The 11,197-nt window shown below is 68.1% G+C and carries 13 protein-coding genes and 1 rRNA gene (1 of these 14 only partly in view); 2 read left to right on the top strand and 12 right to left on the bottom strand.

Features of this window, described 5'->3' with window-relative positions:
- A 16S ribosomal RNA gene (locus ACZ5LB_RS02805) occupies window positions 1-129 on the bottom strand; it reaches 1,409 nt to the left of the window's first position.
- A gap of 328 nt (window positions 130-457) precedes the next feature.
- On the opposite strand from ACZ5LB_RS02805, the gene trmFO reads away from it, so the two are divergent.
- Both trmFO and ACZ5LB_RS02795 read left to right on the top strand, forming a co-directional pair.
- A complete protein-coding gene (trmFO, locus tag ACZ5LB_RS02800; RefSeq protein ID WP_464604644.1) occupies window positions 458-1,801 on the top strand; it encodes a methylenetetrahydrofolate--tRNA-(uracil(54)-C(5))-methyltransferase (FADH(2)-oxidizing) TrmFO in 1,344 nt (447 codons plus the stop codon).
- Window positions 1,798-3,024, top strand: a complete 1,227-nt coding sequence (locus ACZ5LB_RS02795) for a hypothetical protein (RefSeq protein ID WP_464604643.1) — start codon at window positions 1,798-1,800, stop codon at window positions 3,022-3,024. The genes trmFO and ACZ5LB_RS02795 overlap by 4 nt, the downstream gene beginning before the upstream one ends.
- Here ACZ5LB_RS02795 and flgL read toward each other — a convergent pair whose 3' ends face one another.
- From flgL to ACZ5LB_RS02740, 11 genes are all read right to left on the bottom strand, one after another.
- On the bottom strand, window positions 3,025-3,960 hold the full coding sequence (gene flgL, locus ACZ5LB_RS02790; RefSeq protein ID WP_464604642.1) for a flagellar hook-associated protein FlgL: 936 nt from the start codon (window positions 3,958-3,960) through the stop codon (window positions 3,025-3,027). It lies immediately after the preceding gene.
- A gap of 14 nt (window positions 3,961-3,974) precedes the next feature.
- The gene (gene flgK, locus ACZ5LB_RS02785; RefSeq protein ID WP_464604641.1) at window positions 3,975-5,498 is read right to left on the bottom strand and encodes a flagellar hook-associated protein FlgK; all 1,524 of its coding nucleotides are present in this window, start codon (window positions 5,496-5,498) and stop codon (window positions 3,975-3,977) included.
- Between the two features lie 9 nt (window positions 5,499-5,507).
- Entirely contained in the window at window positions 5,508-5,804 is a 297-nt protein-coding gene (locus ACZ5LB_RS02780) for a hypothetical protein (RefSeq protein ID WP_464604640.1), read from the bottom strand.
- Window positions 5,805-5,849: 45 nt separating this feature from the next.
- A complete protein-coding gene (locus ACZ5LB_RS02775) occupies window positions 5,850-6,161 on the bottom strand; it encodes a hypothetical protein (RefSeq protein WP_464604639.1) in 312 nt (103 codons plus the stop codon).
- 12 nt (window positions 6,162-6,173) lie between these two features.
- Complete coding sequence (gene flgM, locus ACZ5LB_RS02770; RefSeq protein WP_464604638.1) at window positions 6,174-6,470, bottom strand: flagellar biosynthesis anti-sigma factor FlgM; 297 nt, start codon at window positions 6,468-6,470, stop codon at window positions 6,174-6,176.
- A 60-nt stretch (window positions 6,471-6,530) separates the two neighbouring features.
- Window positions 6,531-6,836 carry a rod-binding protein gene (locus tag ACZ5LB_RS02765; protein ID WP_464604637.1) on the bottom strand — a complete coding sequence of 102 codons (306 nt, stop codon included), beginning with the start codon at window positions 6,834-6,836 and terminating at the stop codon, window positions 6,531-6,533.
- Window positions 6,833-7,939 carry a flagellar basal body P-ring protein FlgI gene (locus tag ACZ5LB_RS02760; protein WP_464604636.1) on the bottom strand — a complete coding sequence of 369 codons (1,107 nt, stop codon included), beginning with the start codon at window positions 7,937-7,939 and terminating at the stop codon, window positions 6,833-6,835. Before ACZ5LB_RS02760 ends, ACZ5LB_RS02765 begins: the two co-directional genes overlap by 4 nt.
- A gap of 10 nt (window positions 7,940-7,949) precedes the next feature.
- Window positions 7,950-8,630 carry a flagellar basal body L-ring protein FlgH gene (locus tag ACZ5LB_RS02755; RefSeq protein WP_464604635.1) on the bottom strand — a complete coding sequence of 227 codons (681 nt, stop codon included), beginning with the start codon at window positions 8,628-8,630 and terminating at the stop codon, window positions 7,950-7,952.
- Between the two features lie 40 nt (window positions 8,631-8,670).
- The gene (gene prmC, locus ACZ5LB_RS02750) at window positions 8,671-9,507 is read right to left on the bottom strand and encodes a peptide chain release factor N(5)-glutamine methyltransferase (protein WP_464604634.1); all 837 of its coding nucleotides are present in this window, start codon (window positions 9,505-9,507) and stop codon (window positions 8,671-8,673) included.
- A 103-nt stretch (window positions 9,508-9,610) separates the two neighbouring features.
- Complete coding sequence (locus tag ACZ5LB_RS02745) at window positions 9,611-10,195, bottom strand: FumA C-terminus/TtdB family hydratase beta subunit (protein ID WP_464604633.1); 585 nt, start codon at window positions 10,193-10,195, stop codon at window positions 9,611-9,613.
- Window positions 10,196-10,204: 9 nt separating this feature from the next.
- Window positions 10,205-11,185 carry a fumarate hydratase gene (locus ACZ5LB_RS02740; protein ID WP_464604632.1) on the bottom strand — a complete coding sequence of 327 codons (981 nt, stop codon included), beginning with the start codon at window positions 11,183-11,185 and terminating at the stop codon, window positions 10,205-10,207.
- Window positions 11,186-11,197: the final 12 nt, after the last annotated feature.

The raw sequence follows: 11,197 nt of genomic DNA, 5'->3' as shown, positions 1-11,197 counted from the left end.
TCCCCACAAAGAGGTAGGTTTCCCACGCGTTACTCACCCGTCTGCCATGCACCTTGCGGCACATCCGACTTGCATGTGTTAGGCACGCCGCCAGCGTTCATTCTGAGCCAGGATCAAACTCTCATGTTCAATACCTAAAGCTCGTTCGTTCACCATCCCGAAGGACGGTGACGTTATTCGCTTGGTTGTATGCTGTCCGACTCGACCGTGAGGTCGAACCAGACTCAAAGGTTTCCATTCTCTTTATCCGGCTTTCAAAGACGCCCGGAACATTCGAAACCGGCTTCATCAGCCCGGCTCGCTTTCCTTCCGACCCCGCAACCTCGATCGCGGCGGACAATCAGATTACCACTGGGGCACAGATCCGCAACACCTTTTTTTCCCGTGGAGAGGAATTTTTTCTGAAAGCCTTTCCAGGACTGGCTTCTACCATGGTCTCCAGAATGGGAGTGGCTGGATGGAATTCGATGTGATCGGGGCGGGACTTGCGGGGGCCGAAGCCGCTTGGCAGTTGGCCAGCCATGGGCATGTGGTGAATCTAAGGGAGATGCGTCCAGCTGCCCGGACGCCTGCCCACCAGACGGACCAGGCAGCGGAGATGGTGTGCTCCAACTCCTTCAAGAGCGACGACCCCAACAGCGCCACCGGGATCCTCAAGGCCGAGATGGAGCGGCTGGGTTCGCTCATCCTCCGGTGCGCCAGGGAGACGAAGGTGCCTGCGGGCAATTCCCTCGCGGTGGACCGCCAGGCCTTCTCGGCGGCCGTGACGGACGCGCTCCGGGCGCATCCGCGCATCCGGTGGACGACGGAAACGGTGGTCAGGCCCGATGCGGACCGCCCCACCCTTCTGGCCACGGGCCCCCTCACCGCCGATCCCCTCGCGGAGTGGCTGGCCGCGGCGGTGGGTTCCGGACGCCTCTACTTCTACGACGCCATCGCGCCCATCGTGGACCGGGATTCCATCGACCTTTCCGTGGTCTTCGCGGCCTCGCGGTACGGGAAGGGCGGCAGCGACTTCTACAACTGCCCCCTGGACGCCGACGCCTACGAGCGGTTCCTGGACGCCCTGCTGGCGGCCCCGCGCGCGCCGCTGCACGACTTCGACACGCCCTACTTCGAGGCCTGCCTTCCCATCGAGGTGATGGCGGACCGGGGCCGCGAAACGCTGCGCCACGGGCCCATGAAGCCGGTGGGGCTGGACGATCCGCGCACGGGCCGCTACCCCTACGCGGTGGTGCAGCTCCGCCAGGATGACCTGGCGGGGGACCACTTCAACCTCGTGGGCTTCCAGACGCGCCTGACCTGGGGGGCGCAGCAGGACGTGTTCCGGCTCATCCCCGGCCTCGAGCATGCGGAATTCGCGCGCCTGGGGAGCATCCACCGCAACACCTACGTCAACGCCCCACGCGTGCTGGACGCGCAGCTGCGCGTCAAGGCCCTGCCCGGGCTCTGGATCGCGGGGCAGGTCAGCGGGGTGGAGGGCTACCTGGAATCGGCCGCGGGCGGCCTCGCGGCGTCCCTCTTCATGCGCCAGCACGCGCTGGGAACCGAACCCATGCCCCTTCCCAGGGAGACGATGATGGGTTCGCTGCTCCACTACCTGTCCCACGCCTCCGCGAAGGACTTCTGCCCCACCAACGCCATGATCGGCCTGCTGCCGGAAATCCCGGAGGGGATCCTCGACCACCGGATGCTGAAGAGGGCCGGCGGACTTCGCGGCCTCAAGCAGGCCAAGGGAGCCTATCATCGTGAGCGGGCCCTGGCCGCGCTGGAGGCCCATATCGCGGAGGCGAAGCTGTGAGACTCATCCTTCCCGCGGGGCTGGGAATTCTTCTGCTGCTGGGCGCAGGCATCTACCTCGGCACGCGCCACCAGCCCTCGGGGTCGCTCCTGGACGAGCCGGCCATCCCCTTCGCCGTCGATGCGGCCCAGCCCGGGTGGCGCGTGAAGTTCGTGGATTCGCAGATCCCCCTCCGCGCGCTGCGGTGGCTCGCGCCGCGCCAGCCCGGGGTGCTGGTGGCGCAGGTGCAGACCCAGAGCGACCGTCAGCAGGTGGCGGTCTTCCACGAAGGTACGGCGACGGCCTCGTTCCAGGTGGCGCGGCCCCAGGGCGTCAGCGAAGGGTTCTGGCGCGTCGCGCAGCTCCTGGACGCCTGGGTGGCCCCGGACGCCTCGCTGGTGCTCCTCTACCGGGGCGAGGCCTCCGGCGCGGAGCCCGCCCTGGCCATGGCCTTGGAGCCCGGCGGGGCCGAGCCCCGGTGGGTGCACCGCGGCTTCTACTTACGCATGGCGGTGGCCGGCGGACCGGAGGGCGCCGTGTTCCTCTTCGGCCCCAAGGGCCCTGTCCAGCGTCTGCCGCTGGCCGCGGGCGCCCGCAGGCCCATCGCCAAGGAGATCGAGCTTCCGCCGGAAGTGCCCGAGGTCGAGGATCTCCTGCCCACCGGACCGTGGACGTTCCTGGCCGCCACCCGCAACGGCCTTTCGGCTTTCCTCGGTTCCAAGGGCTGGAACCATTTCCCCGCCCCCGAGGACCGGGGGGTGCCCTGCACCGCCTGGCGCTCCTCGCTGGCCCAGGCCGGCAAGCGCTTCTGGTGGCAGCCCGCGCCTGGACGCATCGTGCAGGTGGCCCAGGACGGCACCCTGGTGGCCGAACGGGAGGTGACGGGCTTCGCGCCGGAGGACGCCCTCGCCCGCGATGCCAGGCTGCTGCGGCTGCTGGGGGCCGACGCCTCGGGGCGGCTGTGGTTCGGCCTGGCGGCGCCCGTTGCCACCCCCGGGAGCCTGGAGGACTGGGCGGCCTACACGGCCCAGGGCCTGGGCCGGGTCTACCGCTGGGACCCGGACAAGGAGGCCCTGGAGCGTCTGGTGTGGAGCCAGGCCTGGGCCTCGCTGAACCCGCCGCCCGAGGTGGCCCTGGGCACGCCGGTGCTGCATCCCGCCGCGGGCACGATGTTCCTGGAGGGGAGCCGCGCCGGATGGTGGCTGCCGCTGGGATCGCTGCCGTTCAGGAACTGCGCGAGCTAGCTAGGCCAGGTAGTCGAAGAGGTTCTTGCTGCTGATCCTGGCCATGACGCTCAGGGTCGCCGACTGCGCTGTGCCCTCCGCCGTGAAGCCGGTGATGGCGGTGGGGTAGTCCACGCCCTGGACGGTGTCCTGCACGGCCTTGAGGTTGGTGTTGATGTCGGCCAGGCTGGTGCGGATGTTGTCGATGCTGTTCTGGAGGCCGCCCAGGTGGGTGATGGAATCGTTCAGGTGCGAACTGATGGCCTTGAGGTTGTCGTACGCGATCTGGATGTTGGCGGTGTTGCCGGCCGTGAGCGCCTGGCTGAGGCTCTTGGTGGCGTTGAAGAGGTCCAGGTTCCCGCCGTAGGCTCCGGGAGCCGCCCCGCCCAGGAACAGGGTGTCGCCGGCGATGTTGGTGGCCGTCGAGGCGCTGGCGCCGACCGTGAAGTTGATGGCCGCGTTGTTGCCGTTGTAGGTGATGGAATTGGGGGAACCCGCCGGGGCGGTGGAGGCGTCGAAGGGGACGGTGGTGGTGTTGGTGCCTGCAAAGATGTACTTGCCCTGCACCTTCGTGTTGGCAAGGTTCACCAGGCTGGTGAAGACGCCGTCCACTTCGGAGGCGATGGCGCCGCGGCTCACGCCGCTCTGGGTCCCGTTCAGGCCGGACTGCGCCAGTTCCATGAGCCGGGTGACCTGGGTCTGGACGGAGGAGGCGACGGTCTCGGAGTTCTGGAGGTACCCGGTGGCGGCGTCGATCTGGCTCAGGAACTGGCGGTTCTGGTCGATGGAGGCCTGGAAGTTCAGGATGGCCGCGGATCCCGCCGGGTCGTCCCCGAGGTTCACGATGGCCTTGCCCGTGGTGAGCTGGGTGGCGTAGTTGGAGTACCGCTCCTTGGAGCGCTGCAGGTCCAGGAGCATCCGGGCCGAGTTGGTGGGGTTGGGGGTGCGGATGGTCATGGTTCCTCTCCCGCCTAGACGCCGAGGTTGTTGATGAGCTGCTCGGTGAGTTGGCTGATCACGGATACGAACCGGGCCGAGGCCTGGTACCCGCGCTGGTAGGTGATGAGGTTCGCGGCCTCGGTGTCCAGGTCCACCGCGGACACGCTGTCGCGCTGGGTGGTGAGCGCCGTGGTGATGTTCTCCACGTTGGTGGAGGTGATCTTCCACTTGGAGGCGTCGGTGCCCGCCTTCGTGACGAGCCCGGTGACGAAGGTGCTGAAGGGGCCGGTGACGGCGGCCCCGGGGCCCGCGCCGGTGCTGTCCACGGTGGATCCGGCCGTCTGCAGGGCCACCATCGCCTGGGCGTTCTGGGTGTCGCCCACGGCCCCGGTGCTGCTGGCCGCGAAGAGCGAAGGGTTGGCGACGATGGCCGCGTTCACGGAAAGGGCGAGGACCATCCCCTTGTAGTCGTTGGCGGCCACCAGGGGCGCCACGTCCGGCGGCACCTGGATGCCGGTGGGCAGATGGTTGGTGTTGCCGGCGGCGTTCTGGAAGAAGTCCAGGTTGTGCTGGACCCCGTCCATGGAGTACCCGGAGCTGTTCAGGACGTTGATGTTGTAGGCCAGACCCGCGGCCAGCTCATCCATCTGCTTTTCGTACCCGGCGATGAGGTTGTCCCGCAGGTCCAGCTGGGCCCCCAGCTGGCCGTTGGTGATGGCGGCCGTGACGTCCGTGAAGGGAGGGGTGCCCCCCAGGCTCACCATCACGTTGTTGTAGAACGGCGCGGTGGCGGGGGCCGCGTTGTTCTGGATGGCACTCATGGTGTAGGCCGTGCCCCCGATGACCAGGGGTGACGCGCCGCCGTCCAGATTGATGTTCATCTGGCCCTTGCTGTCGATGTACGTCTGGATCCCCACGATCTTGGCCAGCTGGTTCGCCAGGTCCTGGCGCTGGTCGATGGTGGTGTTGTCCTGGGCGGGGTTCACCTCGCCGGCCAGCCTCTTGTTGAGGGCGGCGATCTGCGCCGTGAGGGTGTTGACGGTGGGGACCAGGGCGGCGACCTGCTGGTCCGCGCTGGTCTGGGCCGCCCGCAGGGACTGGTACTTGGTCTGCAGGGTGCTGATCAGGTTCTGGGCCGTGCCCACGAGGTTGGTGCGCAGGGAGGAGTCCTCGGGCTGCGCCGCGACCTTCTGGAGGCTCGTGAAGAACGCGTTGAGCTGGGAGCTGATGCCGGAAGTGCCGTCTTCGGCGAAGACGCTCGAGATGGCCTGGAGGCCCTGGTACCGGGCCTGGGCCCCGCTCTGCTGGGCGGTGCTCACGGTGATCTGGAGGTCCAGCAGCTGGTCCCGGATGCCCTGGATGGCCTGGAGGTTGACGCCCATGCCGTAGTCCAGGCCGCCGAAGCTGGAGGAGCCGGCGGTCCCCAGCTGCGCGATCTGCCGGCTGTACCCGGGGGTGTTGACGTTGGCGATGTTGTGGCCGATCACGTCCAGGGAGTTCTGGGCGGCGGTGAGGCCCGAGAGGCCGATGTTCAGTCCTGCGGTCAAGCCCGGCATGGCGATCTCCTAGGCGTTCTGGTGGAGGCGGATGGACACGGTGGGCGGAAGGGGCACGCCTCCCCGGGCGGCGTAGGTGGCGCCGTCGCTCAGCTTGGAAAGCGTCGCCCGCAGCGGGGCCTCCAGGGTGTTGATGAGGAGCTTCAGATTCCGGAGCCGGGTCTGGAGACGCAGGGCCTCCTCCCGGTCCTTGGGCCACCCGATGACTTCCTGCCACCGCACGGTGGCCAGCAGGGGGATGGGATCCTCGCCCGCGATGAGCCTTTGCTCCAGGTCATTGAGCAGGGCGGGCAGCGAGTGCAGCATGAAGAGCCTCCAGGCCCTCCCTGCGCAAAGGCTGTGCCGTCTCCGTCAGGCCAGCAAATCCAGGCGTCCTTCGGCAAAATATGCCTGATCTCCGCCTTCCGTGCCGTTGGCGGCCTCGTCTTCGGCCTCGCGTTCGCCCTTCTCCTTGCCTTGCTGCTGGCGGCCCTGGCGCTCCTCGGTGCGCATGGCATCCGCCTTTGGTATTAGTGGAACATTGTTTTGTTCAAGCGTCGTCTGCTCGTCAACGTCCCGCTTGCGGGCGGCGTCCCGGGCCTGCAGTTCATGGACGCCCTGGGCCTCCCGGAGGGCCTCCAGGTTGGCGTTCTGGAACGACTGGCGCAGGGTGATGGGGTTCATGGGCCGGGTCCGTCACGGCTCCTGGTGAGCGGGCATGTGCTCCCGCACCAGGCCATCGGCCACGGCCTCCCCGTCGGGGTTGTAGGCGTCGGCATCGATGCGGGCCCGGATGGCCTCGACCTTGTCCTGGCGCACATCGGGGATGGCGTCCAGGCGGGCACGCGCCACCGCGATGAAATGGGCCCCGTTGGAAACGCTGAACGCATCGGCCGGCACCGCGGCCCCCACCGGACCCGTCGAGGCCGGAGCGGCTCCGCCCCCCACCTTCTGGGTTGCGGTTGGCGCCCCGGTCTTGATTGAAACCCTCATTACTCACCTCAACTCGATTCTAATATCGGCAGAGGTGAGGATCCAATTAAGTACTGTTCATCACTTTTGCTTCGAGGCGGCGAAAGAGGACGCCAACCGTTCACTCAGCCCCCATGTTTTCCCGCTCTCCATGGCGTGATTGACCACCGCCTGGTCCAATAAATACTCATATGTCCCCCGGGCCGAGTCGCTTTGGCCGAACAGGCCCGAGGTGTGCACTGTCTTGCGCATTTCCTTGAAAAGGTTGGCCATCAGGAGGCCCTCGAACTGCATGGCGGCCTCCTTGGGGTCCCTGCCGCCCGGAAGGGCGGGGACCACCAGGTCCTGGGCCGGGGTGGCCGCGAGGCTGAGGATGGGGGAGCTCACAGGATCCTCAGCTCGGCATTGAGGGCGCCGGCGTCCTTCATGGCCTGGAGGATGGCCACCAGGTCCCGGGGCGTGACGCCCACGTTGTTCAGCATCTCGGCGAGCCGGCCCACGGTGGTGCCGGGTTCGAGGGTGAGGGACTTGACCTTTTCGTCCTCGGCCTTGACCTCGCCGGTGGTGGTGGTGGCCGTCTTGCCCTTGCTGAGCGGCTTGGGCTGGCTCACCTGGCTCGTGTTCGTGACGGAGATGGACAGGCCGGCCTGGACGATGCTCACGGCGCCGATGTGCACGTCCGAGCCCATGATCACGGTGCCGGTCTTCTCGTTCACCACCACCCGGGCGTGGGACTGGAGCTGGACGGGCAGGTTCTCGAGGCGGGCCACCAGTTCGACGATGCGCCCCTGGAACTCGGAGGGCACGGGCACCTCGACGGTGCGGGCGTCCAGGGCCCGGGCCGAGGCCGAGGGCAGCTCCTGGTTGATGGCCTTGACGACGCGCACGGCCGTGGTGAAGTCCTCCATGAGCAGGCTGTAGCGCAACACCTTGCGGTCGTTGAAGTTGCCGCCCACCTCGCGTTCCACCAGGCCCCCCTCCGGGATGCGGCCGGCGGTGGGGTGGTTCTTGGTGTTGGAGGCGCCGGCGGTGGCCACGGAGAAGCCTCCCACCAGGAGCGGCCCCTGGGCCACCACGTAGACCTGGCCGTCGGGGCCCTGCAGGGGGGTCATGAGGAGGGTGCCGCCGGCCAGGGACGAGGCGTCCCCGTTGGAGCTGACGGTGACGTCCACCCTCTGGCCGGGCCTGCCGAAGGCGGGCAGCTCGGAGGTGACGATCACCGAGGCCACGTTCTTCACGTTCACGCCGGTGGTGGGAATGCTGATGCCCTGGCGGGCCATGAGGTTGGCCAGGCTCTGGATGGTGAATTTGGACTGGATGGTGTCGCCGGTGCCCTTGAGGCCCACCACGAGGCCGTAGCCCATGAGCATGTTGCCCCGGACGCCCTGGAGGGATGCGACCTCCCGCAGGGGGAGGGCCGTGCCCGTGCCGGAGGCGGCCGAAGCCACGGCGAGGGGTGCCAGAAGAAGGAGGAGGAGGCGTCTAAGCATGGGTTCCGCCTCAGAAGGGCCAGATGAAGGAAAGGAGGCGGCTGACGTAGCCCGGTTTCAGGGTCTCGTCCACCACGCCCTGGCCGCCGTAGCCCACGCGCAGCTCGGCCACTTGTGCCGAGCCGATGGTGTTGGCGGTGTCCAGGCGCGCGGGATCGAGCATCCCGGCCACGTAGAGACGCTGCTTCTCGTTGTTGAGCTGGATGTCCCGGTACCCTTCGAAGATGAGGTTGCCGTTGCCCAGAACCTTGACCACCCGGGCGGTGATGGTGGTGGTGAACAGGGCGCTGCGGTCGGTGACGCCGTTGCCCGCGTACTTGCTGGCGGTGCCGGTCTTGAAGCCGCCGGTGGCCGCGGAGCCGCTGCCCACGCCCAGGCTGGCCAGGCGGTTGAAGAGGGACGGGCTGGTGAGGGTGTTCGACCCGGCCCGCGAGGTGGTGACGTCGGCCTTGGACGTGGCGGTGGTGGACTCGGAGATCTTGATGGTCACCAGGTCGTTGAGGCGGTGGGCGCGCAGGTCGGCCACGGTCTGCCGGTCCTGCCAGAGGGAACCGTCCGAGAGGGGCGCGGCGGCCGGCCCCTCCTCGGCGTAGGGGATCCGGGCCTGCTTGGTGAGACTGGGATCATGGGTCTTGGGGATGGAGCACCCCAAGGCCAGAACTCCGATGGTGATGGGCAAAAGATACCGCATGACCTGCCTCCACTCCCAGTCATGGCAGGGGTCGTGCCAGTTAGAGGAGCGCCATGAGGCACCGGTCGTGCCCGGCCAGGTCCTGGTGCACCACCACGCGCTTCCAGCCCGAGGCCAGGGCCCGGGCCCTGAGTTCCTCCCCCTGCCCCGCGCCGATCTCCAGGACGCAGCCCGGGGCGGCCCGCCGCCGGGCTTCGCGCAGGATCTCCGTGGCCAGGGCCAGGCCCCGGTCGGGGGCGAACAGGGCCGTGGCGGGCTCGAAGGTCAGTTCCCGCTGGAGCCCGGGCGCGTCGGCGGGGTCCACGTAGGGGGGGTTGGACACCACCAGGCCCAGGGGCTCCTGGAGGGGGGCCAGGAGATGCCCGCGGTGGAAAGCCACCTTGGCCCCCAGGGCCTCGGCGTTGCCCCGGGCGGCCTTCAGGGCGCCCAGGCTGATGTCGGAGGCCTGGACCGCCCAGTCCGTCTCCAGGGCCAGGCACACCGCGAGGATGCCCGAACCCGTGCCCACGTCGCAGGCGTGGAGCACCCCCAGGCGCCGCCCCACCTCCAGGGCCGCCTCCAGCACCAGCTCCGTCTCGGGCCGGGGGATCAGCGTATCCCGGTTCACCATGAACCGCCGCCCCCGGAAGTCGCACCAGCCGAGGATGTAGGACCAGGGCTCCCCCTGCTTCCGCCGCTCCAGCCACCCGGCCACCTTCGCCGCGTCCTCGCCGGGCACGGGGTCGTCGCCGTGGATCAGGAGCCAGGATGAAGAGAGTCCCAATCCCTCCTGAAACCAGCGACGGCTCTCGGCGCGGGCCTCGGCCGCATCCAGGAACCCGGCCAAGGCCGAAGTCAGTTCGCCGGAAAGCTGGGAGTAGGAGATTTGCATGGGCATGCCTGGACCTTACGGAGAGAAACAGGGATTTTTTTTATCCCTTTTTCATCCCCGTCCATCCCCGTGGGATGGACGGGGATGAAAGAAGAAAATTCAATCCCATTTATTTTGCGGCCATCAGTTCCTTGGCCCGTTCCAGGCTTGTCCGGGCCACCTCCTCGTGGAGGCTGCCGCCGTGGCTGTCCATGGTGACCACCAGGGGGAAATCCTCCACCTCGATGATCCAGAAGGCCTCGGGGCTCCCGAACTCGTCGAGCATCTTCACGTCCACCACCCGCTTGACCCGCTCGGCCAGGAGCGCGCCGGCGCCGCCGGTGGCGTGCAGGTAGCAGGCGCCCACCTTGCCCAGGGCGTCGGAGGTCTTCTTGCCCATGCCGCCCTTGCCGATGACCCCGCGCACGGTGTAGGTCTCGAGGACATCCGCCTGGTAGGGCTCCTCCCGGATGCTGGTGGTGGGGCCGGCGGAGACGAAGGACCAGTGGCCGTCCTCGTGGTGGGCCACCACGGGCCCGCAGTGGTAGATGACCGCCTCGTGGAGCAGCGGCTTGAGCCAGTCGGGCTTCTTCTCGACCATGAACTTGTGGCCGATGTCCCGGGAGAGGACCACCCGGCCGTTGAGGAGGATCTCGTCGCCGACCTTGAGGCCGCGGATGACGTCTTCGGAAATGGGAGTGGAGATGCGCTTCACGGGAGTCTCCTAGCGGTACACGACGGAGCCGGACGGTTCGAGGACCAGGTCCATGCGCCGGCTGGACCAGCACATGTAGCTGATGCTCACGAAGAAGCTGGCGGGATGGCGGAACATCTCGGACACGAGCACGCCCAGGACCGTGGTGCGGCCGCCGTAGCCCATGGGGCCGATGCCCAGCGTGTTGATCTCCTCCGTGAGCTTGCGCTCGAAGGCGTCCAGTTTGGGATCGGGGTTGGGGGTGCCCAGCTTGCGGAGGATCACCTCCTTGCTGCGCTCGTAGCCCGTGACCCGGTCGCCGCCGATGGCCACGCCCAGGATTCCCGGAGAGCAGCCCTGGCCCTGGGCCTTGGTGACGGCGTCCAGGATGCACTTGCGCACGCCGCCCAGGTCGCGGCCCGCGCCCAGGGAGACCTCGGGGAGGCGGTACTGGGCGCCCACGTTCTCGCAGCCGCCGCCCTTGAGCATGATGGAGACCTCCACCGAAGGCTCCTCGCGCTCCTCGAAGTGGATGACGGGATGGCCTTCCAGGAAGGGGTCCATGTTGTTCCCGGGATTCCGGCCGGAAAGGCTCTCCACGCAGTTGGGCCGCAGCCAGGACTTGGCGGTGGCCTCGGCCACGGCCTTGCGGATCTGCTCCTTCGCCCTGCGCTGGGAGAGGCCGAAGGGGTGGCGCACCCAGAAGATGATGGTGCCCGTGTCCTGGCACAGCGGCGACACGTGGTCGTCGGCCAGGGTGATGTTCTCGAGCATCGTGTCCAGGGTGTTGGCGGCGCGGGAACCCTCGGCTTCCAGGTTCCGGTTGGCCACCACCGCCTCGATGATGTCCTGGGGCAGCCGGCTGGTGGTGCGGCGGATGAGTTCAAGGACCGGCTGGGTGAGGTCGAGGCCGGCGAGGTCGGACAGGTCGGCCTTCCAGTCCTTGGGCAGCACCGACCTGGATTCGACCGTCCCCAGGGACGTGAGGTTGGGCATGGAACAGGCGGTCATGGGTCCCCCTTG

It is taken from the genome of Mesoterricola sp. MK458, from assembly GCF_055384935.1.
The sequence above is the reverse complement of the archived record's forward strand: the minus strand, read 5'-3'. Positions and strand labels throughout refer to the sequence as shown.

Bases quoted from the DNA above. Each gene is read 5' to 3' on its own strand.
- ACZ5LB_RS02755 (WP_464604635.1), bottom strand. From the start codon at position 8,630: ATGCGGTATCTTTTGCCCATCACCATCGGAGTTCTGGCCTTGGGGTGC.
- ACZ5LB_RS02775 (WP_464604639.1), bottom strand. From the start codon at position 6,161: ATGAACCCCATCACCCTGCGCCAGTCGTTCCAGAACGCCAACCTGGAG.
- flgL (WP_464604642.1), bottom strand. From the start codon at position 3,960: ATGACCATCCGCACCCCCAACCCCACCAACTCGGCCCGGATGCTCCTG.
- ACZ5LB_RS02760 (WP_464604636.1), bottom strand. From the start codon at position 7,939: ATGCTTAGACGCCTCCTCCTCCTTCTTCTGGCACCCCTCGCCGTGGCT.
- ACZ5LB_RS02740 (WP_464604632.1), bottom strand. From the start codon at position 11,185: ATGACCGCCTGTTCCATGCCCAACCTCACGTCCCTGGGGACGGTCGAA.
- ACZ5LB_RS02780 (WP_464604640.1), bottom strand. From the start codon at position 5,804: ATGCTGCACTCGCTGCCCGCCCTGCTCAATGACCTGGAGCAAAGGCTC.
- flgM (WP_464604638.1), bottom strand. From the start codon at position 6,470: ATGAGGGTTTCAATCAAGACCGGGGCGCCAACCGCAACCCAGAAGGTG.
- trmFO (WP_464604644.1), top strand. From the start codon at position 458: ATGGAATTCGATGTGATCGGGGCGGGACTTGCGGGGGCCGAAGCCGCT.
- flgK (WP_464604641.1), bottom strand. From the start codon at position 5,498: ATGCCGGGCTTGACCGCAGGACTGAACATCGGCCTCTCGGGCCTCACC.
- prmC (WP_464604634.1), bottom strand. From the start codon at position 9,507: ATGCCCATGCAAATCTCCTACTCCCAGCTTTCCGGCGAACTGACTTCG.